Below are 21,854 nucleotides of genomic sequence, written 5' to 3'. Positions count from 1 at the left end.
GGCAACTGGGTGTTCTCGTCACCGTGACCGCCGACGCTTATGCCCTTGCCCCGAGTAGGGTGAGGTATGCTCACCGGGCTGTCCTGGCTCGCACTCGAGGTCAAGTATCTCGAGTCGGCGCGGGCGTTCTACGGCGAGACGCTGGGGCTCGATCTCCGGACGCAGGGCGAGACGGAACTCGTTTTTGCGGCGGGCGAAACGGACCTCGTCTGCCGGCGGCCGGACGGGGTTCCCCGCGGCGGGTTGCACACCCACTACGCGTTCTCGATTCCGGCCGCGGAGTACGACGAGTGGTGGGACCGCCTCGAGGACGAGTACGACCTCGAGCAAGCCCAGTTCGGTCCGGCGAAGTCGCTGTACCTGTACGATCCCGACCGCAACTGCGTCGAACTCGGACAGCAGGACGTCGCCGGCCCGGGGATCGACGGGATCTTCGAGGTGGTCCTCGAGGTCGAGGAGATAGAGCGTGCGGCGTCGTTTTATACCGAGCTGGGGTTCGAGACGGTCGACGCCGGCGACGACCGGAACCGCGTCCGGATGGCTGGACCGATGGCACTCGAGTTGTGGGAGCCCCAGTTGGGGATCGCGGACGCCCGTGGCGGGGTCCACGTCGATCTGGGGTTCGAAACCAGCGAGCCGACCGGGGCGCTCGAGGCGGTTTCGGATCGCGTCGCCCGCGTCGACCGCGTCGACGACGAACGGGTCGTCGTTCGCGATCCCGACGGACACGTCCTTACGTTTACGACGTAGGTCTCGTTCCCGACGACGGCGGCAGGGCGAGCGGGACCGCCGGGAAAACGCGATCGATCCCGACGGCCCCTCGAAGATCGGCACAAACCCGAAAACAAACCGGTGAGCTCAGAGTCGATCCGTGTTCACGTCCACGCCCGGCGGCGTCACGAGCAGAAAGCCACGGAAGTGGACGAGGTTGCCGCCAGCTTCCCTGACGTCGCGGGCGAAGCCGGCGGCCAGTTCGTTGACGTCACCGTCGACACAGAGCACGAGCACGTTCCCCTTCGAGATCGCCTCGAGCCAGTCGTCGGCCGGGGTCGTCCCATCGAGGACGCCCAGGACGATACTCCCCTCGATATCGAGTTCTTCGTCGATGTGTTCCTCGACCGTTCGGAGATCGAGGTCGAAGTCGCTCATGTGCCCTTCCTCGAAGTGTGACGAGAAAAACGTTCGCCTCGAGCCTCGACCTGTCTCTCAGAGACGAGGTGTGTTCGGGTCGAGAGCCGGCCCGCCAGCCGGGCGGTGGTCTCGTCGGTCGCCATCGCGTGGTGACCGCGACCGGAGGACCGTTCTGCCACCCCGGCGCGTGTCGGCGGGATACACTCTTTGTCGCGCCGTTCCAACCGCCGGGCATGCGAGAACTCGACGACACCGATCTCGAGATCCTCGAGTTACTGACCGCCGATGCCCGGCGGCCGTACAAGGAAATCGCGGACCACGTCGGGCTGACCCCGCCGGCCGTCTCCGATCGGATTTCGCGGCTCGAGGAGCAAGGGATCATTCAGGGGTTTACGATCGACGTCGATCGGGAGAAACTGCGCGGGGATACGCCGGTGCTGGTCGAACTCGAGCCGAAACCGGATGCTGTCGACGACGTCTACGCGGCCGCAGCGGACCTCGACGGCGTCGAGGAACTCTTCGAGGGGATGGACGGCCGGGTGATCGTCCACGCGACCGTCCCCGACGCCAGCGTCCGCTCGTGGCTCGAGTCCCGACTCGATCTGGCGGACCTGACGGGGTACGACGGGACGTTGCTCGCCCGTTCGGATCGGATCGTCGGCCTCTCGGCCGACGGGTTCTCGCTCGAATGTATCGTCTGTGGGAAGACGATCACCGACGACGGCGTGACGGCGACCGTCGACGGCGAGATCAAGGCGTTCTGTTGTCCGTCCTGTGAGAAGCGGTATCTGAGCCGGTACGAGTCACATCGGGACGCACTCGAGTAACGGGTTTCGACTCGCTCGTCTCGACGAGCTACCGGGACACATTGTGTCACGATCGACGCTCTTGTTCGAGGATGTATTCTCGAAGGGGAGGTAATCGAACGTATGTTAACGTCAGTCCGTCTAACATCTCCTCGAGTGGTCGACCGTCCACTGCAAGGTGCGCGCCAGCGATTCGCCGATGGTTTCGGGGCGGGTCAGCCCGCTATCGCGTTCCACTGCCGGGTAGATTACGGCGCTCGTGCTCCGCAGGGTTGTATGATAATAGGGAATATATATGCATTCATGGCGTTGATGTCCTGCGGTTTTGATCCCGTCACTACCATCATCATCGTTCATGGTCTAATAGCGCAGTTCATTCACCACAAGAGTTATATATGGCATCCCGCCTGGAATTCGGATACAATGTCTTCACAAGACAGCCCATCCTCTGATACCAGTCAGGGGGGTCGAGTTCTTCCAGGGCACGTTAGATTCTACTGACGAAATCGAGTCAGCACGTGTCTTCGATACCACCCTCCGGGATGGTGAACAGTCGCCCGGAACTTCGTTCTCGTACGACGACAAACGGCAGATCGCCTCGATCCTAGACGAGATGGGGACCCACGTCATCGAGGCCGGGTTCCCCGTCAACTCCGACGCGGAGTTCGAGGCCGTTCGTGACATCGCGTCTTCGACGTCGACGACCACCTGCGGGTTAGCCCGCGTCGTCGACGCCGACATCGAAGCGGCGCTGGACTCCGGCGTCGAGATGGTGCATACGTTCGTATCCACCAGCGACGTCCAGATCGAGGATTCGATGCACGCCACGCGGGACGAGGTCGTACAGCGCGCAGTCGAGTCGGTCGAACGCATCACGGAGGCGGGAGCGACCTGTATGTTCTCGCCGATGGACGCGACCCGAACCGACGAGGCGTTCCTGCTCGAGGTGATCGAGGCGGTCACCGAGGCGGGAACCGACTGGATCAACGTTCCCGACACGTGTGGCGTCGCCACGCCGGGTCGGTTCCGGGAGATGATCGAGAAGATCTCGGCACACACCGACGCGCGGATCGACGTCCACACCCACGACGACTTCGGGCTGGCCACGGCCAATGCGCTGGCCGGTATCGAAGCGGGGGCCGACCAAGCGCAGGTGTCGGTCAACTCCATCGGCGAACGCGCGGGTAATGCCGCCTACGAGGAGTTCGTGATGGCCGTCGAATCGCTCTACCAGACCGAGACGGGGATCGATACGACGCGCATCACCGAACTCTCGAACGTCGTCGAGGAGAAAAGCGGGATGGCGACGCCGGGCAACAAGCCCGTCGTCGGCGACAACGCCTTCTCCCACGAGAGCGGCATCCACGCCGCCGGCGTCATCGAGAACTCCGACACCTTCGAACCCGGCGTCATGACCCCGGAGATGGTCGGTGCCAAGCGCCGACTCGTCATGGGGAAACACACCGGCACCCACTCGGTCCGGGAACGCCTCCATGAGTGTGGGTTCGACCCCACCGACGAGCAGGTCCGTGCGGTCACCCGTCGGGTAAAGGACTACGGAGCCCAGAAGCGCCGCGTTACGGTCAGCGACCTCGAGCGATTCGCCGAGGAGGCCGACGTCGAGCGCCAGCGGACCCGAGAGGACGAGGAGGTGCGCGTCTAGGCGATGACCTCCTCGAGCCCGTTTCCACCCGCTCGCGAGCGCCGGCTATCGCGCTCCCAGCCGCGCGGCAAGATTTGCCCGACCCATGGGACTCGGAAGCATTATATCCCTGGAACGGTGTATGGTATCAGTAATGACGGTTCGCGCTTCGTTGCCGACCTGCACGCCCGTCGTCGGCAGCAGCGCGTTCGCTTCGATCCGTATTGTAGGGGCGCTCTCGCCCCTCATCTAGTCCTACACCTCGAATCCGGATTCGTCGCACCGTTCTCACAGCGACCAGCAACCCAGCAGATGACACCACACTATACAGTCACGGATCGCCGCACTGCGGCGGGAGACTATCGATGAGCGAACGCGCAGCAAAGGTCACTCCAGCCGACACGGAGGAACAGGAACACGAGCAGTTTACCGACGAGACGGCCACGGAAACCGACGCCGAGGCGCGGTCGGAGACGACGCCGAAGCCGGTCACCAACGGTGCCGAGGCCGTCGTTCGCGCCCTCGAGAACGCGGGCGTCGAGTACGCCTTCGGCGTTCAGGGCGGAGCGATCATGCCCGTCTACGACGCTCTCTACGATTCCGACATCTACCACGTGACGATGGCCCACGAGCAGGGCGCGGCCCACGCGGCCGACGCCTACGGCATCGTCTCCGGCGAACCGGGGATCTGTCTGGCGACGTCCGGGCCGGGCGCGACGAACCTCGTGACGGGGATCGCCGACGCCGACATGGACTCGGACCCGATGCTCGCGCTGACGGGACAGGTTCCGACGGCGTTCGTCGGCAACGACGCCTTCCAGGAAACAGATACGACCGGCGTCACGACGCCGATCACGAAGGACAACACGTTCTCGGCCGAACCCGATCGGGTCGGAACCGACGTCAGCGAGGCGCTGGCGCTGGCCCGCGAGGGACGGCCCGGTCCGACGCTCGTCGACCTGCCCAAAGACGTCACCAACGCCGAGACGGACAGCGAGCCGGACGAGCCGAAAACGCCCGACACCTACGAGGTCCAGGAGCGGGCGAACCCGGAGATCGTCGCGGCGGCGGCCGAGCGCATCGAGAACGCGAACAAACCAGTCATGCTGCTGGGCGGCGGCGTCATCAAAGGCGAGGCCAGCGAGGCCTGCCGGGCGTTCGCCGTCGAACACGAGATCCCGGTCATCACCACGATGCCCGGCCTCGGCGCGTTCCCCGAGGACCACGAACTCTCGCTGGAGATGGCGGGGATGCACGGGACCGGCTACGCCAACATGGCGATCACCCACTGTGATACGCTGATCGGGATCGGCACCCGGTTCGACGACCGGTTGACCGGCGGCATCGAGACCTTCGCGCCCGACGCGGAGGTCATCCACGTCGACATCGATCCCGCCGAGATCTCGAAGAACATCCACGCGGACTACCCGCTGGTCGGGGACGCAGAAACCGTCGTTGAGCAACTGGCCGCGGCAGTCGAGGAGTCGCCACAGGCGACGAAGTGGCGTGCCCAGTGCCAGCAGTGGAAATCGGACTACTCGATGGCCTACGACGCGCCCGAGGACGAACCCGTGCAGCCGGAGTTCGTCGTCGAGGCCTTGGACGAGGCCACCGACGACGACACCATCGTGACCACCGGCGTCGGCCAACACCAGATGTGGGCCTGCCAGTACTGGACCTTCACCGAGCCGCGGACATGGGTCTCGAGTCACGGTCTCGGCACGATGGGGTACGGGCTGCCCGCCGCCATCGGCGCGCGGCTGGCGGCCGACGACGAGCAGGACGTCGTCTGTATCGACGGCGACGGCTCGTTCCTGATGACGATGCAGGGGCTGTCCGTGGCCGTCCGCGAGAACCTCGATATCACGGTCGCCGTGCTCAACAACGAGTACATCGGCATGGTCCGGCAGTGGCAGGACGCCTTCTTCGAGGGCCGCCACGCCGCCTCGGAGTACAACTGGATGCCCGAGTTCGACAAGCTCGCCGAGGCCTTCGGCGCACAGGGGTACCGGATCGACGACTACGACGAGGTCGCCGACACCATCGAGGCCGCACTCGAGTACGACGGCCCGTCGGTGATCGACGTCCACATCGATCCGCAGGCCAACGTCTACCCGATGGTGCCAAGCGGCGGCGACAACGGCCAGTTCGCACTGACGGAGGACCAGCTATGACGAGCGACGACCGCCAGCGCGGACTGGAAGGGCCGCCGCCGGAGGAACGACCGTCGCCGAGCGGACGGCGAAACCGGCAGGGGATCCGCATCGACCCCGAGGTCGAGGCGACCCACGAACCCCGTCGGACCGTCATCTCGGCGCTGGTCGAACACGAACCGGGCGTGCTCTCGGACGTTTCGGGGCTGTTCTCGCGGCGGCAGTTCAACATCGAGAGCCTGACCGTCGGCCCGACGACGGACGAAAACCGCGCGCGGATCACGCTGGTCGTCGAGGAGCCCGATCCCGGGATCGACCAGATCAAAAAGCAGCTGCGGAAACTGGTGCCGGTCATCGCCGTGCGCGAACTCGAGCCGGACGCCATGCGCCGGGAGCTGGCGCTCGTGAAAGTCGACGCCGAGGAGCCGGCCGCGGTCAACGCCGTCGCGGACATGTACGACGCGACGACCGTCGACTCGAGTCCCGAGACGGCGACGTTCGAGATCACCGGCGCGCGCCAGAAGATCGAAGCCGCGATCGCGACCTTCAGCCGGTTCGGCATCCGGGAGATCTCCCGGACCGGAACGACGGCGCTGGCCCGCGGCACCGACGAGACGGCCGCACCGAGCGCCGTGGAACAGTCCGCCGACGAGGCGAACCGAACCGCCGATCAACAGTATACAGCCACCGATGACTGACGAATTCACCACCGACATCTACTACGACGACGACGCGGACGTATCGACCATCGACGACGAGACGGTAGCCGTCCTCGGCTACGGAAGCCAGGGCCACGCCCACGCGCTGAACCTCCACGAGAGCGGCGTCGACGTGGTCGTCGGCCTGCGCGAGGACTCCGCCTCGAGAGACGCTGCCGAAGCCGACGGGCTCGAGGTCGCGACCCCCGACGAGGCGGCCGCGAAGGCGAGCTACGTCTCGGTGCTCGTTCCCGACACCGTCCAGCCGGCGGTCTACGAGAACGCCATCGAACCGAACCTCGAGTCGGGTGACACGCTGCAGTTCGCCCACGGACTGAACATCCACTACAACCAGATCAACCCGCCCGAGGGCGTCGACGTGACGATGGTCGCCCCGAAGAGTCCGGGGCATCTCGTCCGTCGCAACTACGAGAACGACGAAGGGACGCCCGGACTGTTGGCGGTCTATCAGGACGAGACCGGCGACGCACACGACCGCGCCCTCGCGTACGCGAAGGGAATCGGCTGTACCCGCGCCGGCGTCATCGAGACGACGTTCCGGGAGGAGGTCGAGTCGGACCTGTTCGGCGAGCAGGCGGTGCTCTGTGGCGGGGTCACCTCGCTGGTCAAGCACGGCTACGAGACGCTCGTCGACGCCGGCTATTCGCCCGAGATCGCCTACTTCGAGTGTCTGAACGAGCTCAAACTGATCGTCGATCTGATGTACGAAGGCGGGCTCGGCGAGATGTGGGATTCGGTTTCGGATACCGCCGAGTACGGCGGGCTGACCCGCGGCGACGAGATCGTCGACGAACACGTCCGCGAGAACATGGAGGAGACCCTCGAGGGGATTCAGAACGGCGAGTTCACGCGCGAGTGGATTCTCGAGAACCAGGCCGGCCGCCCGAGCTACACGCAGCTTCGACAGGCCGAGAAGGACCACGAGATCGAGGCCGTCGGCGAGCGACTGCGCGACCTGTTCGCCTGGGCCGAACAACAGGACGAAACCGAGTCCGCCGATGCCGGGGTGCCGGCGGACGACTGACGACCGAGAACCACGACTATACCGACACTACACGAGACCATGACCGACAACGATACCACCGATACGATGGCAGAGATCGACCACACGAACCCCTACACCGGCGAAACGGCCGGCCAGCTGTTCAGCCGCGGGCCGATCGTCGTCGCCGACGGCGGTGAACGGGCCGCGGCGGATTCGACGCCAGCCGATGACGACGACGGTGACCGAAAACAGACCATGAAAGACGTCCCGCACACGCCGCCACACGACGCCGACGACGCCAATCGCGTCTTCGAGCGCGGCCGAAACGCCGATTCCGACCCCGTAGAGGACGAGGAATGAGCGAGGGCACGCTGTACGACAAGGTCTGGGATCGCCACACGGTGACCACGCTGCCGACCGGACAGGACCAGCTGTTCGTCGGCCTCCACCTCATCCACGAGGTGACCAGCCCGCAGGCGTTCGGGATGCTCCGCGAACGCGACCTCGAGGTCGCCTACCCCGACCTGACCCACGCGACGGTCGATCACATCGTCCCGACGGCCGACCAGTCCCGACCCTACGAGGAGGACGCGGCCGAGGAAATGATGGCCGAACTCGAGCGCAACGTCCGCGAGGCGGGGATCGAGTTCTCGGACCCGACGACGGGCGATCAGGGGATCGTCCACGTCATCGGGCCGGAGCAGGGACTCACCCAGCCGGGCAAGACGATCGTCTGTGGCGACTCCCACACCTCGACCCACGGTGCCTTCGGCGCGCTCGCGTTCGGTATCGGAACCTCCCAGATCCGGGACGTCCTCGCGACGGGGACCGTCGCCATGGAGAAACAGCAGGTCCGCAAGATCCAAGTCGACGGCGAACTCGGCGACGGCGTCGAGGCCAAGGACGTCATCCTCGAGATCATCCGTCGTCTCGGTACGGAAGGCGGCGTCGGCTACGTCTACGAGTACGCCGGCTCCGCCATCGAGTCGCTGGGCATGGAGGGACGGATGTCGATCTGTAACATGTCCATCGAGGGCGGTGCCCGCGCGGGTTACGTCAACCCCGACGAGACCACCTACGAGTGGCTCGAGAAGACCGACTACTTCCAGGAGAACCCTGAGCAGTTCGAGGAACTCAAACCCTACTGGGAGTCGATCCGCTCGGACGCGGACGCCGAGTACGACGACGTCGTTCGGATCGACGCCGACGAACTCGAACCCGTCGTGACGTGGGGGACCACCCCCGGACAGGGCGTCGGCATCACCGAGCCGATCCCGGCACCGGAGGAGCTGCCCGAGGACAAGCAGGACACCGCCCGGCGCGCACAGGAGCACATGCGCGTCGAGCCCGGCGACACGATGGACGGCTACGGGATCGACGTGGCCTTCCTCGGCTCCTGTACGAACGCCCGCCTGCCGGACCTGCGCCGCGCGGCTCGAGTCGTTGCGGGACGAGAGGTCCACGACGACGTCCGCGCGATGGTCGTGCCCGGCAGCCAGCGCGTCCAGCGTGCCGCCGAGGAGGAAGGGCTGAAAGCCGTCTTCGAGGAGGCCGGCTTCGAGTGGCGAAACGCCGGCTGTTCGATGTGTCTGGGCATGAACGAGGACCAGCTCGAGGGTGACGAGGCCTGTGCCTCCTCCTCAAACCGGAACTTCGTCGGCCGGCAGGGCAGCAAGGACGGCCGGACGGTGTTGATGAACCCGCGGATGGTCGCCGCGGCGGCGATCACCGGGGAAGTGACCGACGTACGCGAACTGCCGGAAGCGGAGGTGACCGCCTAATGGCCGATGCTGATGCAGTCGAGATTCCCGAAGTCGACTCCGTCTCGGGATCGGGCATCCCGATCCGGGGCAACGACATCGACACCGATCAGATCATCCCCGCGCGGTTCATGAAGGTCGTCACCTTCGACGGGCTGGGCGAGTTCGCGTTCTTCGACGTCCGGTTCGACGACGACGACAACCCCAAGGACCACCCGATGAACGAGGATCGCTACCGAGATTCGTCGGTGATGGTCGTCAACAACAATTTCGGCTGCGGCTCCTCGCGCGAGCACGCCCCGCAGGCGCTGATGCGCTGGGGCATCGACGCCCTGATCGGCGAGAGCTTCGCCGAGATTTTCGCGGGCAACTGTCTGGCGCTGGGTATCCCGACCGTCACGGCGGACGCCGAGACGATCGAAGCCCTGCAGGACTGGGTCGACGAACACCCCAACGGCGACCTCGAGATCGACATCGAGGCCGAGGAAGTGACCTACGGGGACGAGACGATCGACGTCACCGTCGACGAGGCCCAGCGGAAGGCTCTGGTCGAGGGCGTCTGGGACACGACGGCGCTGATGAAGTCAAACGCCGGCGAAGTCCGGAAAAAAGCCGAGGAGTTGCCGTACGTCGAAGGGAGTCAGGTTCCCGACGCTGCGGACTGATCATCGGTACCGTTCTCCAAATCCGATTATACACACGCGTTTTCGCTCGAGACGACCCGCTGAAGAGCGGATCGGACCCGGTACTCGACCGCAGCCCTGACGCAACCAGCATCACCGGCCACGTATTCGACGGCGGTCAGCGGTACGTTTCGACCGCGACCTCTGAAATAGAACTGAAATGATCGTCAGCCTCGAGTTGATCGACCAGATCACATCGCCTGGCTTGTCGGCATCAGCCGCCGGCTGCTCGAGTTCTCGGAGTCGTCTATTCCCGGGCGGCTCGATCGGAGAGTCCAACGGAACGCCGTTGCGACGATATGAATACAACCGGAGAGTATCGTTCTATTTGGCTTTTTACTGCTTTTCGTCTATGACGATAGGTGCTCCCAGCCCTCCGGCGCTCAATTCATAGGCGACCGCCATGGAGGCGATCCAGAGCAATCCGATCGTGAGCGGTGAACTCTCGCCGGGGGGTACCTTGAAGCCGTCGGCTACGAGGACGTGTCCGGTGATGAACAGCACGAGGGTCAGCAGTCCAAAGCGCCTGACCACACTGGTGTCGAGTTCGGGGGATCGACGGAGAAGGATGCCTGCTGTCAGCAACGCGCCGACGGCTCCAACCAACAGCGGGACCTTCACTGCTCGCTCGAGGAGCGCTTGAGTGATCGCCATCAGGCCACTACCGATAGAGATGTGGAGATAGGACCACACCGAGACCAATCGGCGAAGGGAGACCATAGAGATATCTATTCAACAGATATATTAAACCGTATTGGTGTCAATCACAATATCTCTTCGGCTGTTTCAACTCAAAATATGCTGATCTCCGGATATTATTTCATCTGAGGGGGATTCCTCCACTCAGCGGCCGTGTGTACCGCGTGGGATGGTCGAACCCTCTCTCTGAAGCACATTCGACAAGACGAGTTATTGAGGGTCCCACCCATCATCCCAGTGCGGGCATCGCTCTACCGTTTCGAACCGGCCGGCCCATCGTTGCACTGGCGCAGCACGTTCCGGACACCGTGCAGTTACCCTGCCCCGCAGGAACATCGTGGCTTCTGTCCCGAGAAAAGTGCATCTTGATCCCGCCCTCGAAGCGATAACGCTGCCCAACTAGTTAGTATCCTAACGTTCTTTAGGGTTGCTTGCGTAACGCAGAAACGCGCACGAAAGCGCGCAAAGAGCCGGAGTCCAAGTGTCCAAGCTAGCACTCCGGCTCACACGCGGCCCCCGCGTAGCGGGAGCAATCCACCATTGACGCTGGCGAAATAAAGACCTGCCGACGTCCCGCCGAACCAGTCGTAGCTATCGCTGTGTCGCTCGCTGGAGTGTGTTCCGCTGCGTCGGGGCCTGTAACCCGATAATCATGACCTCGAGAATAACGATCCACTGCGATTGTGGCACCGATGTTGGTATCGCAACGCCAGACGAACCGGCAACGTGTTCGAACTGCGAGACGACGTACACACTGACGCTTACCGTCTCCCCCGACGATCACGATGCATTCAGCACTCGCCACGGCACTTACACGAATCGCGGCCGGTGAGGGCTGCGATCGGACGGCGTTGCCACCGCTGTACGAGGCCGTCGACCCCGAGGCGCTGGCCGCCGTGCTCGAGTCGAACGCCGACGTTACCGTTCGGTTCGAGTACGGCGGCTACCGCGTCGTGGTTGGCTCCGACCCCACGGTGGCTGTGATCGACGGGGATCGGTAACGGGTCGCCGATCTGTATCGCTCGACGACACCCGCTTTCCTCGAGCCGTTATCGCCTGATCCGTTGGAAGACCGGGCGAGCACGGCCGTTCTCGAGCGCGAACGGGTGCGTTGCGCTCTCGAGTGCCCCAGCGTCGAAATCGGCGTCGAACGCGGAGAGAGACTCGATCCCCGCTGCCCGCAGGTAGGGGACGGGACGGGCATCGACGAACGCGGAACGCTCGTGTCGCTGATCGGCCGTCCAAAGTACAGAATCACACCACCGGCGTTGGCTCTTCGTCACGGATGTGGGCTCGCTGTGCCTGCAGGAGTTCGATGACGGCGCTGCTCAGTTCACTCCGATGATGCTTCGTCATGAGGTGGAACCGTAGGTTTTCCTCCTTCGTGATTGACCGTTTGCAGCATGGGCAATGTATTTCTGATTTCATAGTCATTTGTCTATCAAAACACGGAGGATGCGGAAGTACCTTCGCTAGTGGAGTGACAGGAGACCTTTCGGAAGGGATAGAATATAATCTAATATAATGACTGAATATCCGTGATTGATTTGCTGAAATCCACTCGAATGCAAGCCGACATCGGCGCAGTCGGAACGCCAGTTCGGATCTCTCCTCCCGGTTAGTCCGTTTCCTCGTCGAGCCGGAACGTCGCACGGACCGGTTCCGGAAGGGGCGGACGTGGGGCCGTTTCGTGTCGCTCGATTTGCTCGGGCTTTCGCGTTTTCCGGTGGACGGCGCGTGCCATCGGGACGCCCTCGAGATAGTTGAAGTCCCCGAGGACGTCAGCGCCGTACTCGGTAAAGCCGTAGAATTTCCACGGCAAGCCGCGCTTTTCCTCGTTCGGGGGATACTCGTAGCATGCGAGGATGTCCGCGTCGACGAGTACGCCCAGTTGCTCCTCGACGGTCTTTTTCGATTTACTCGGGACGAAATGGTTGAGTTCGGCCGCCGACGCGAGGAGTTTCGGGTGCCCCAGAAGCGCCTGCACGATGCTGTGTCGCGTTTCCTGTGACAGCAGTTCCATCAGCTCCCGCTGGCGCTCTAAGGGGTTTTCCTCGCGGTCGGCGGGAGACGGTGCGGAGATGTCGGCCATCGTAACTGGCTGTACGCCGGCGGCTCACATAAGCACACGGGATTGACTTATCTACGTTAGACCAGTATGGTTATCTGGCTATATTTCCATACTGGTTAGTATGGCGAAGATACCGGAGAACACCGAGGAACTCACGGAGTTCATCCTCGAGGACGTTCTCTACGGCGTCGAACTCGATCCGGTCGATAGCGAACGGCTGCTCTCGTACATGCGAGAGCGACACGAACACCTCTTCGGGCCGCATTCGACGTATTTCGTGCTGGGAAGCTACGAACCGCCGTTCAAGTACCGCCTCGACGAGGCGCTCGACGTGTTGAACCACCGGCACGACGCCTATGCGTACCTGCTCGCCACCCAGCCCGACCTCGACGTGTCGGCTGACGTCCCCGATCTCAAAGTCAAGTTCTTTCTCCACGCCCTCTACGCGGACGCGATTCCGCTGATCCTCGAGCACGACACCGGCGGGGCGGTCGCCGAGTTCGGACGCGTCGAACGCCCGACGCTGCTCGAGCGCACGTATCTCTTCCCGCGGTCGCAGGCGGAACGCTACGATGACGAGTCCGTACTGACGACGCGAGACGCGATACTCGCCCGCGCCGTGGAGTTGGCGTATCATGCCGATGCTCTCGACGAGGAACTCGCTGCGCTCGCCGACCACGCCTGCGACCACGGACTGGACATCTCGACACGGGACCTCGAGTCCTATCTGGAGTCCGAACTCGGCGGTCGCACGCCGTCGTACAGCGGCGTGATAACCGATTCCCTTCTCCACCTCGAGTCGCTGGACCAGTGCTTTTCGTGGACGACGACGGACGAACTCGAAGCACAACTGTCGAACGTTCCGTAAGGAGTCTCGGGCCGGAGCGCCAACCGGTTAGTATCCTAACGTTCTTTAGGGTTGCTTGCGTAACGCAGAAACGCGCACGAAAGTGCGCAAGAGCCGGAGTGCCCAGCTCCAACCTAGCACTCCGGCTCGCTGATGCCCCCGCGTGGCGGGAGCAATCCATCATTGACGCTGGCGAAATAAAGACCTGCCGACGTCCCGCCGAACCAGTCGTAGCTGCCGCTGCGTCGCTTGCTGGATTGCGCTTCGCTGCGTTGGGGCCTGTAACCCAAAATCATGGCCTCGAGAATAACGATCCACTGCGATTGTGGCACCGATGTTCGTATCGCAACGCCAGACGAACCGGCAACGTGTTCGAACTGCGAGACGACGTACACACTGACGCTTACCGTCTCCCCCGACGATCACGATGCATTCAGCACTCGCCACAGTACTCACACGAATCGCGGCCCATGAAGACCGCGATCGGACGGCGTTACCACCGCTGTACGATGCCATCGATCCCGAGGCGCTGACCACGGTGCTCGAGTCGAACGCGGACGTTACCGTTCGCTTCGAGTACGAGGGCTACCGCGTCGTGATCGGCCCTCACCCCGACGAGGTGACGGTGATCGCCGAGGATCGGTGACCGGTCGGCGATTCGGATCGGTTGACGACTACCCCCCTTTTCTCGAGTCAGTTTAGGGCTCTGTTCCTGTCCATCCGGCTCGGGGACTGTTGGCTGCACGGAGCCTCCGACAGCATCACTGGCGTTGTCACCAGTTACCTTCGGGTTCGTCCGGCCCGGTTTCCTCGGAATACGCTCGACGGGGCTTGCGGACGGTATCGATACCCTCTTTTCAGCGCCGCGTCGATGGGTGGGTATGACACACGAGATCGCCGTCATCCCGGGCGACGGAATCGGTCAAGAAGTCACTCCCGCCGCGGTCGAGGTCCTCGAGGCCCTCGAGATCGACTTCGAGTTCGTCGAGGCCGAGGCCGGCGACGCGGTCGAGGAGGAAACGGGCGAGGCGCTCCCCCGGGAAACGTACGACCTCGCGGCATCGGCCGACGCGACGCTGTTCGGGGCGGCCGGCGACACCGCGGCCGATGTCATCCTGCCGCTCCGGGAGGCGGTCGACTCGTTCGTGAACATTCGGCCCGCGAAGTCCTACCCCGGAATCGACGCCGTCCGTCCCGAGACGGATCTCGTCTTCCTGCGTGAGAACACCGAGGGCGTCTACGCGGGCCACGAGGACCGACTGACCGAAGACGTCTCGACGCTGACCCGGGTCGTCACCGAGTCGGCCTCGGAACGGCTCGCCGAGTTCGCCTGCGACTACGTCTCCGGCGACGAACACGACGGGTTCACGATCGTCCACAAGGCAAACGTCATGCGCGAGACGGACGGCCGCTTTCGCGATACGGTCCGCGAGGTCGCCGAAAAGAACGGCGTCGAGACCGACCAAGTGTTGATGGACGCCTTCGCGACCCGGGTCTGTCTCGACCCCGAGCAGTTCGGCGTCGTCGTCTGTCCGAACCTCGCGGGCGACGTCCTTTCGGATCTGGCCGCTGGGCTCGTCGGCGGCCTCGGCCTGCTGCCGAGCGCCAACGTCGGCCCCGAACGCGCGCTGTTCGAACCCGTTCACGGCACCGCGCCCGACATCGCCGGCGAGGGCGTCGCGAACCCGGCCGCGACGATCATCTCCGCCGCCATGCTGCTCGAGTACCTCGGGTACGACGAGGCGGGCGACGCCGTCCGGACGGCGGTCGAGGCGACCCTCGAGCACGGCCCGCGGACGCCGGATCTGGGCGGCGACGCCACGACCGACGACGTGACGGACGCGATCATCGACCGGCTATAGATCGGTCCCGCGATCGGGCAGAGTGGCCGGTCCTGTTCGCGGCCGCAGAATTAACATCGATAACGTGGTAGCGCCGGCCATGGCTCGTACTCGAGACGACACCCTCGCCGGCGTCGATTCCCGGGTTCTCGACACCGATCGGCTCGAAACACACTTCCTCGAGTCCGGCGGCCGAAACGGGGCGATCGATGGGGGCGGCTCCGTCGTCTTTCTCCACGGAAACGTCTCTTCCTCCCGATTTTTCGAGGATATCGTCGCCGATCTGCCGGCTCGCTATCGCGCGATCGCTCCCGACATGCGGGGCTACGGCGACTCCGAGGCGAAACCCGTCGACGCGACGAACGGGCTCGGCGACTTCGCGGCGGATCTCCGGGCGTTGCTGACCGCACTCGATCTCGAAGAGCCGGTGACGCTCGTCGGGTGGTCGAACGGCGGCGGGGTCGCAATGCGGTATACGATCGACAACCCCGGTGCCGTCGACTCGCTCGTGCTCGTCAATCCGGTGTCGCCGTACGGGTTCGGCGGGACGAAGGATACGGACGGTACGCCCTGTTTCGACGATTACGCCGGCTCCGGCGGCGGGATCGGCAACGACGCGTTCGTCACGGCCCTCGCGGAGCGCGATCGCAGCGAGGACGGCGAAGCCTCCCCGCGGAAGATCCTGCGGACGTACTACGTCGACCCGACCCACGAGTTCGATTCGGAACGCGAAGAGTCGTATCTGACGGGGATGCTCGACACCGCTACCGGCGACGATCACTATCCCGGCGACGCGACCCCCAGCGAGAACTGGCCCGGCATCGCACCGGGCGAGACCGGCGTGAACAACGCAGTTTCGCCGAAGTACTGCTCGCTCGCCGAGATCACCGACGTCGACCCCGCCGACAAACCACCCGTGACGTGGATCCGCGGCGACTCGGATCAGATCGTCTCCAACGAGTCGCTGTTCGACGTCGGGACGCTCGGCCGCATGGGCGAGATTCCCGACTGGCCCGGCGAGGACGTCTTCCCGCCACAGCCGATGGTCGACCAGACCCGAGCAGTCTTGACGGAGTATGCTGATGCCGGCGGCGAGTTCGAGGAAGTCGTCTTCGGAAACACCGGCCACACGCCCCACCTCGAGGTCCCCGGGGATTTTCGGGACCGACTCGAGTCGGTCCTGAACGGCTGACGACCGTTCCGCGGGCTACTCCTCGTTTTCGCCCTCGTCGGTCCCGCTTTGCATCGTCAGGAGCGTCGACAGCCCCCGCTTTCGAGTGACGCCTTTCGAGATTCTGACCCCGTCGAACGTTCCGTCCCAGCGCTCGTCGTTCGCGCCGAGGTGATCCATGTGGTAGGCGAACCTCGCGAGCCACAACAGGACGGCCGTAAGCGAGAGAAAGACGAGTCCCGACACGACCGACCCCGGATCGAGCGCGCCGACGGCGATCCCGGCGACGACGTAGACGAACGCGGCGATCACCATGAGCACGGTGATCGTCGCGAACATGTCATTGACCGCCGTCACCCGCGCGTTGTACTCGATCCACCGGCCGTAGCTTCTGAGCAGTCGTACCTCGAACCGATCCGGGTCGGGTTCGCCGTCGGCTCGAGCCGTCGACCCCGTTGCGAGCGCGACTTCGACCGCGTCGGCGTCGATACCGCCCCGGAGGTTCGAGGCCGTGTACGTGACCCCGGCTAGCCCCGTCGAGACCAGCAACAGGAGTCCGGCGGCGGCCGTGAAGGGATTGACGAAGGGTGCGACGTCGAGATCGGTCTGGACGACGATCGAGCCGCCGGTGACGACGAGTCCGATCAACAGGAGGTTCGCCTTCAGGATCTCGATCGCCTTGGCGTCGATCTCCCGGATGCGCTCGACCTGATAGTCGAACGTCGTGCGGAGTTCCTCGCGGGCCAGTTCGAACGTCTCCCGATCGAGTTCGCCCGCAACGTCAGCCGTCTCCGATCCGTCGGCAGCCGCCGACCCGTCCGTGACCTCCCGACTACTCATGTGCCAGCGTGTCGCCCCCGGACCGTAAATACGTCGGCGGTTCGGTTCGCAGTCGGGACTCGGTACCGACCCGACGGCTCGCGTTAGCTGATCTCGAGCGTCTCCCGGTCGGCACCGGCGAGTTCGACCAGTGCATCGGCCTCGAGCAGGTGACACTCGCCGGGAATCACGAGCAAGTGAAGCGGCTCGCCGAACTCCCGATCCGCGAGTTCGGTCAGCGTCGCGGCCTCGACGAGCGGGTCCGGGCTGCCCGCGCGGGCGACGACGACGCCGACGAGGTCGGGGTACTCTTCGGCGAGCAGTTCGGCACCGACGTCGGCGGTCATGTACTCCTCGCGTTCGGCCTTGATATCGAGGTAGACGATCGTGTGGAGACCGTCCGCGCGGTTGTCGTCGATCGTCTCGGTGACGCTTGCGGGAAGCCCGTCAGCCCCGTGGGCGTACGGAAACGGAAGCGTCGTCGCCTTGCCAAAGCGGTAGTTCTGAAGACCGGTCAGCGCGCTGGTCGCCGTCCGCGCGGTGACCCCGTGGATCACGCGCGTCTCGATGCCCCGCTCGTGGGCTCGCAGCCGAAGGTCGACGTGGGTCGTCGAGATCATCGTATCCCCGGCCGTCAGGAAGGCCACGTCCTCGTCTGCGGCGGCTTCGAGGATGTCCCCGGGGTCTCGTTCGACGCCCGCTCGATCCCTGACCTCGATCTCGACGCCGTGGTACTCCTCTAGCTCCGTGACGGACGTCCCGATCAGCTCGCTCGTGTAAAACTCCGCGTAAGCCCGGTCGGCGTTTCGCAGCGCCTCCTGGCCCGCGACGGTAATCGAGCGCTCGTCGTAGAGGCCCAGCCCGATGAACGTGAGCATGGCGTGTCGTAGTCCGAGCCGCCGTTATAAGGTTTCGAGTCGCTCCCTCGAGCGACCCGGAGAAGCCGGCCGGATGGCGGCGAGCGTCTTCGGTTTCGCTCCGATCGGCAGTGACGATGCGATACCCAAGTGCGCGAAGACCGCCAGCGGGACGCCGACGGCGTACAGCACCGCACCCCCGACGAGCCACACGACGATCGGGCTGACCAGGGCGATCCAGAGGGAGTCGCGCATCGTCTCCTGAACTAACTCGCGTCCCGCTCGATCGTTTCGGGTTCGTCGCAGTTCTCGGCGAACGCGGAGTCCGAACCGGCTGCGTGCGTGTCACAGACGAACTCGGGCGGTCGATCAGGGTTCTCCATCGTGACCGTCGCGTCGATCGCCCCGGCGAGCATCGACCCGACGAGCAGGAACGCGGCGACGAGGCCGATCGCCACCCAGTCGTCCCCGTCGAACACGGCCGCGTTCGAACGGCGTCCTCGAGCGCCCCCGAAACGTCAGCGTTACGGCGGCCCGAGGGCGACTATGGGGTATGGAAGTGCCGTGCGTCCGCGTGTCGCGCGAGGACGGCGAAGCCACGCGCCGCCGACTGGCCGACGCGGACCTGATCGACGACGACTACGAGATCGCCGTCGAAGACGGTGACCTCTACATCCCGGTTACCGATCCCGACGCCGTGGCGGCCGATCTCGAGGTCGTCTCACACGTCGTCGCCGAACGCGAGACCCAGACGACGCCCGCCGACCTGCTGGGATTCGATCCCTCTTACGAGCGCCTCGGCCGGGCGGCGCTGCTCGACGAGGACGACGACGAACGTGCGAGGGAGATCGCCGACGCCATCGTCGAGTCGGATCTCCCCCTCGAGACGGTCCTGAACAAGGCCTCGAAGGTGAAAGGCGAGACCCGAGTTCGCGACTGGGAGCTGTTGGCGGGCGAGGACACTGAAGTCGTCCACCGCGAGTACGGCTGCGAGTTCGCGCTCGACCTCGCGGAGGTCTACTTCTCGCCGCGGCTCGCGACCGAGCGCAACCGCGTCGTCGAACAGGTAGCCGACGGCGAACGCGCGTTCGACATGTTCGCCGGCGTCGGCCCGTTCGTCGTTCCTTTCGCCAAACGCGGTGCGGAGGCGGTCGGAACGGACGTCAACCCGTCCGCGATCGAGTATTTGCGCGAGAACGCGCGCCGGAACGACGTCACAGACCGCGTGACGGCGATTTGCGGCGACGTACGCGAGATCGCCCCCGAGTACGAGGACTGGGCCGACCGGCTCGTCATGAACCTCCCCCACAGCGCCGACGAGTTCCTCGAGTCGGCCGTGGCGATCGCCGGCGACGACTGCCTGCTCCACTACTACGACATCCAGCACGAGGACGATCCGTTCGGTCCGGGCGAACGGGCGATCCGTGCGGCGGCCGAACCCGCATACGATGTCAGCGTCGAAACCCGGCGGACGGTCCGGTCTTACGCCCCACACGAACTGAACATCTGTCTGGACGTGCGACTCGAGCGGTAACGCGGCTCCGTGTCCGGGCCACGCAATGCCGTCACACGACGGCGACGATTCGCAATCCTTATGCCCGGTATCGCCCCTACGAATGAATGCACGCGCCGGTGTAGCTCAGACTGGCAGAGCGAATCCTTCGTAAGGATTAGGTCGAGGGTTCAAATCCCTCCACCGGCTTCCTTCCTCAAGTTCAAAGCCACTCACGAAAACGAGTAGGGTGGTCGCTGTGACGGCAGCGGAGTGTTTCCGCTGCGGAGCCGAAGCGACGGAACTGTTCGGCAACAGCTACATCTGCGACGACTCGAGAGCGGGACCAATGGAGTCCACAGGGGCAACAGCCGTACGCACCGTGGATGGACTCCGATGCACCAGCCTTATGTTCGAAAGAGAAGTGTGCCGATCACTGTCAGTATCGTCCCCTCTGTTATCGTATCATATCGTATAGCTACCAGTAAGATATAAGTAGAAAAATATCGAATGGTAATATGCAATGGTGGAAAAAGATCCGCAGTTCCGGAGGTCGTTTCTCAAACGGAGCGCCGTTGCTGGAAGTATCGGAGGGACGCTGCTCGCCAGTTCCCAGCCAGTTGGTGCGTCTAACGATGGGGAGCTTACGCTCAGGGGGACCGGCGAATACTTAGCCATCGTTACTGATGGAGATGCAACCTCTGACGACGCCGATTCTGTTGATAACAAAGAATATCGGGATGAAACGTGGGTCGAAAGTACAATCAACGGTGGAAAACATAAGGTATATTATGATGGATACGTCTCAACTCTGAGACTAACTGGAGACCTGTCAGGATGGACGTACGATAATGAGCACGTCTATGGAGACATTACTGTCGAAGGATCAAAGACGGATTACTCGGTTGGTGCCACGAACTATCTCTGGAAAGATGGAAAAAAGGTAGACAATCCCTATACTGGAACGCTCGAATACAATGATACCCATACGTTCAGTACAGACGGTCCAATGAACGAGTTCGAAACTCATGGTGATAGCGGAAACAGTAGTATTACCTATAGATTCGAAGAATAGACAATATTCATATGGCATAACTGAAGGCTATGACAACCTCCGCGCCCTGAAGGACATGGAATCTGACCAGCGAATTTCCGCCGGCTGTAGCGTTCAAGATTCCAACTCGCACTCACAGGAAACCGGCAGTATACCGGTGGAACTCTCGTTTCCTCCCTTTATAGGGCTGTAGCCGGTCAATGAGGCCCCATCGAATACCATGTCATCGCCGTGTGACGAACAGACTGCGGTCGTCACTGTCCCTTGTCTGTTCGGGACCGGCTTCTCACGGTATTCGTAGCAACCCATGTTACGACGGGCTACATCAAAATGATAACAGTAGAAATCTAGTCCGGCCGCCGGCTGTGATTGTCCAGCCGGGCCTATCGCTCGACCCGCGCCTGAAGACACGGGTATGGCGCTGTTCAGATAAGGTCTGAAAAGCGAGGCGGTCAGAATTCTAGGTATCCATGCCAGAATCCAGCCGCCTCACCGGCTCTAGTACCGGGATTCAATTAGATTTTGTGGAGCGTGAGGCGACACCGCGCGAGCTAATGCGACTGAGTATCCAGCTCCATCTGTCTGGATTATCACTTTCGGATACTGTTTCTGTCTTAGAGAGATTCGGTGTCGAACGAGCACGATCGACGATCCATAAGTGGGTGCAGAAAGCCGATCTACAGCCGACAGCTGATAAACAGCCGGATCACGTTGCGCTCGACGAAACCGTGGTCCAACTCGATGCTCAGCGCTACTGGCTGTACGCGGCTATCGATCCCGAAACGAACGAATTCCTCCACGTCAAGCTCTATTCAACGCGTACAACCGCACTTACTGAGATGTTTCTCCGCGAACTGAGAGAGAAACACGACGTCGAAGATGCCGTGTTTCTCGTCGATTCAGCACCATGGCTCAAAGCGGCACTCCACAATCTCAGCCTCCGATTTCGCTACGAAAAACACGGAAATCGGAACGCTGTCGAACGTCTCTTTCAAGATATAAAACGACGTACCTCTCAGTTTGGAAACTGCTTCAGAAACGCCGATCCGGCAACTGCAGAAACATGGTTGCAGAGCTACGCATACTGCTGGAATCAGCTAATCTGAACAATGCCTCCAAGCGGT

24 protein-coding genes and 1 tRNA gene are annotated in these 21,854 nt (G+C 63.4%); 18 read left to right on the top strand and 7 right to left on the bottom strand.

The genetic code is table 11. The features are described 5' to 3' along the window. Positions 1 to 66 precede the first annotated feature (66 nt). Positions 67 to 750: a VOC family protein gene (locus TX80_RS03020; protein ID WP_049921388.1), complete on the top strand. Its 684-nt coding sequence runs from the start codon at positions 67 to 69 to the stop codon at positions 748 to 750. A gap of 108 nt (positions 751 to 858) precedes the next feature. Here the strand turns inward: TX80_RS03020 and TX80_RS03015 are convergent, their stop codons facing one another. Next, positions 859 to 1,149, bottom strand: a complete 291-nt coding sequence (locus TX80_RS03015) for a DUF5779 family protein (protein ID WP_049921387.1) — start codon at positions 1,147 to 1,149, stop codon at positions 859 to 861. Between the two features lie 215 nt (positions 1,150 to 1,364). Here TX80_RS03015 and TX80_RS03010 point away from each other — a divergent pair, with 215 nt between their 5' ends. From TX80_RS03010 to leuD, 8 genes are all read left to right on the top strand, one after another. Continuing rightward, positions 1,365 to 1,958 carry a winged helix-turn-helix transcriptional regulator gene (locus tag TX80_RS03010; protein WP_049921386.1) on the top strand — a complete coding sequence of 198 codons (594 nt, stop codon included), beginning with the start codon at positions 1,365 to 1,367 and terminating at the stop codon, positions 1,956 to 1,958. A gap of 391 nt (positions 1,959 to 2,349) precedes the next feature. Further along, complete coding sequence (locus TX80_RS03005; protein WP_195893042.1) at positions 2,350 to 3,600, top strand: homocitrate synthase/isopropylmalate synthase family protein; 1,251 nt, start codon at positions 2,350 to 2,352, stop codon at positions 3,598 to 3,600. A gap of 344 nt (positions 3,601 to 3,944) precedes the next feature. Next, positions 3,945 to 5,753, top strand: coding sequence for a biosynthetic-type acetolactate synthase large subunit (gene ilvB / locus TX80_RS03000; RefSeq protein WP_049921384.1), 1,809 nt, complete (start codon positions 3,945 to 3,947; stop codon positions 5,751 to 5,753). Next, positions 5,750 to 6,430: an acetolactate synthase small subunit gene (gene ilvN / locus TX80_RS02995; protein ID WP_049921383.1), complete on the top strand. Its 681-nt coding sequence runs from the start codon at positions 5,750 to 5,752 to the stop codon at positions 6,428 to 6,430. Before ilvB ends, ilvN begins: the two co-directional genes overlap by 4 nt. Continuing rightward, on the top strand, positions 6,423 to 7,475 hold the full coding sequence (gene ilvC, locus TX80_RS02990) for a ketol-acid reductoisomerase (protein ID WP_049921382.1): 1,053 nt from the start codon (positions 6,423 to 6,425) through the stop codon (positions 7,473 to 7,475). Before ilvN ends, ilvC begins: the two co-directional genes overlap by 8 nt. Before the next feature lie 39 nt (positions 7,476 to 7,514). After that, a complete protein-coding gene (locus TX80_RS02985) occupies positions 7,515 to 7,796 on the top strand; it encodes a hypothetical protein (protein ID WP_049921381.1) in 282 nt (93 codons plus the stop codon). Beyond that, positions 7,793 to 9,217 carry a 3-isopropylmalate dehydratase large subunit gene (gene leuC, locus TX80_RS02980; protein WP_049921380.1) on the top strand — a complete coding sequence of 475 codons (1,425 nt, stop codon included), beginning with the start codon at positions 7,793 to 7,795 and terminating at the stop codon, positions 9,215 to 9,217. Before TX80_RS02985 ends, leuC begins: the two co-directional genes overlap by 4 nt. Further along, complete coding sequence (gene leuD, locus TX80_RS02975; RefSeq protein WP_049921379.1) at positions 9,217 to 9,861, top strand: 3-isopropylmalate dehydratase small subunit; 645 nt, start codon at positions 9,217 to 9,219, stop codon at positions 9,859 to 9,861. The genes leuC and leuD overlap by 1 nt, the downstream gene beginning before the upstream one ends. Before the next feature lie 354 nt (positions 9,862 to 10,215). Here leuD and TX80_RS02970 read toward each other — a convergent pair whose 3' ends face one another. Then, positions 10,216 to 10,599, bottom strand: coding sequence for a hypothetical protein (locus TX80_RS02970; RefSeq protein ID WP_049921378.1), 384 nt, complete (start codon positions 10,597 to 10,599; stop codon positions 10,216 to 10,218). A 764-nt stretch (positions 10,600 to 11,363) separates the two neighbouring features. Here TX80_RS02970 and TX80_RS02965 point away from each other — a divergent pair. Beyond that, positions 11,364 to 11,579: a HalOD1 output domain-containing protein gene (locus TX80_RS02965; RefSeq protein ID WP_049921377.1), complete on the top strand. Its 216-nt coding sequence runs from the start codon at positions 11,364 to 11,366 to the stop codon at positions 11,577 to 11,579. Between the two features lie 617 nt (positions 11,580 to 12,196). Here TX80_RS02965 and TX80_RS02955 read toward each other — a convergent pair. Continuing rightward, a complete protein-coding gene (locus tag TX80_RS02955; protein WP_049921375.1) occupies positions 12,197 to 12,670 on the bottom strand; it encodes a hypothetical protein in 474 nt (157 codons plus the stop codon). A 100-nt stretch (positions 12,671 to 12,770) separates the two neighbouring features. Here TX80_RS02955 and TX80_RS02950 point away from each other — a divergent pair, with 100 nt between their 5' ends. The 4 genes from TX80_RS02950 to TX80_RS02935 all read left to right on the top strand — a co-directional run bounded on the left by TX80_RS02950 (position 12,771) and on the right by TX80_RS02935 (position 16,529). Further along, positions 12,771 to 13,517, top strand: coding sequence for a hypothetical protein (locus TX80_RS02950; RefSeq protein ID WP_049921374.1), 747 nt, complete (start codon positions 12,771 to 12,773; stop codon positions 13,515 to 13,517). Between the two features lie 406 nt (positions 13,518 to 13,923). After that, positions 13,924 to 14,142: a HalOD1 output domain-containing protein gene (locus TX80_RS02945; protein ID WP_049921373.1), complete on the top strand. Its 219-nt coding sequence runs from the start codon at positions 13,924 to 13,926 to the stop codon at positions 14,140 to 14,142. Positions 14,143 to 14,377: 235 nt separating this feature from the next. After that, entirely contained in the window at positions 14,378 to 15,358 is a 981-nt protein-coding gene (locus tag TX80_RS02940; RefSeq protein ID WP_049921372.1) for an isocitrate/isopropylmalate dehydrogenase family protein, read from the top strand. 79 nt (positions 15,359 to 15,437) lie between these two features. Further along, positions 15,438 to 16,529 carry an alpha/beta hydrolase gene (locus TX80_RS02935; protein ID WP_049921371.1) on the top strand — a complete coding sequence of 364 codons (1,092 nt, stop codon included), beginning with the start codon at positions 15,438 to 15,440 and terminating at the stop codon, positions 16,527 to 16,529. A 15-nt stretch (positions 16,530 to 16,544) separates the two neighbouring features. Here the strand turns inward: TX80_RS02935 and TX80_RS02930 are convergent, their stop codons facing one another. The 4 genes from TX80_RS02930 to TX80_RS02915 all read right to left on the bottom strand — a co-directional run bounded on the left by TX80_RS02930 (position 16,545) and on the right by TX80_RS02915 (position 18,663). Beyond that, positions 16,545 to 17,348: a hypothetical protein gene (locus tag TX80_RS02930; RefSeq protein WP_049921370.1), complete on the bottom strand. Its 804-nt coding sequence runs from the start codon at positions 17,346 to 17,348 to the stop codon at positions 16,545 to 16,547. An 83-nt stretch (positions 17,349 to 17,431) separates the two neighbouring features. Then, positions 17,432 to 18,205, bottom strand: a complete 774-nt coding sequence (dph5, locus tag TX80_RS02925; protein WP_049921369.1) for a diphthine synthase — start codon at positions 18,203 to 18,205, stop codon at positions 17,432 to 17,434. Positions 18,206 to 18,229: 24 nt separating this feature from the next. Next, entirely contained in the window at positions 18,230 to 18,439 is a 210-nt protein-coding gene (locus tag TX80_RS02920) for a hypothetical protein (RefSeq protein ID WP_049921368.1), read from the bottom strand. An 11-nt stretch (positions 18,440 to 18,450) separates the two neighbouring features. Beyond that, entirely contained in the window at positions 18,451 to 18,663 is a 213-nt protein-coding gene (locus TX80_RS02915; protein WP_049921367.1) for a hypothetical protein, read from the bottom strand. 74 nt (positions 18,664 to 18,737) lie between these two features. On the opposite strand from TX80_RS02915, the gene TX80_RS02910 reads away from it, so the two are divergent. The 4 genes from TX80_RS02910 (at position 18,738) to TX80_RS02900 (ending at position 21,836) form a co-directional block, all read left to right on the top strand. Beyond that, the gene (locus TX80_RS02910) at positions 18,738 to 19,718 is read left to right on the top strand and encodes a class I SAM-dependent methyltransferase (protein WP_049921366.1); all 981 of its coding nucleotides are present in this window, start codon (positions 18,738 to 18,740) and stop codon (positions 19,716 to 19,718) included. A gap of 94 nt (positions 19,719 to 19,812) precedes the next feature. Continuing rightward, positions 19,813 to 19,886 (top strand) — tRNA-Thr (locus TX80_RS02905). 313 nt (positions 19,887 to 20,199) lie between these two features. After that, positions 20,200 to 20,751: a twin-arginine translocation signal domain-containing protein gene (locus TX80_RS18855; RefSeq protein ID WP_154658558.1), complete on the top strand. Its 552-nt coding sequence runs from the start codon at positions 20,200 to 20,202 to the stop codon at positions 20,749 to 20,751. Between the two features lie 449 nt (positions 20,752 to 21,200). Beyond that, positions 21,201 to 21,836 (top strand): IS6 family transposase, encoded by a 636-nt coding sequence (locus TX80_RS02900; protein WP_049921365.1) that lies wholly within the window; start codon positions 21,201 to 21,203, stop codon positions 21,834 to 21,836. The last annotated feature ends 18 nt before the right edge of the window (positions 21,837 to 21,854 follow it).

Origin of the sequence: Halopiger djelfimassiliensis, from assembly GCF_000455365.1 — an archaeon.
GTDB classification, from domain to species: Archaea; Halobacteriota; Halobacteria; order Halobacteriales; family Natrialbaceae; genus Halopiger_B; species Halopiger_B djelfimassiliensis.
The sequence above is the reverse complement of the archived record's forward strand: the minus strand, read 5'-3'. Positions and strand labels throughout refer to the sequence as shown.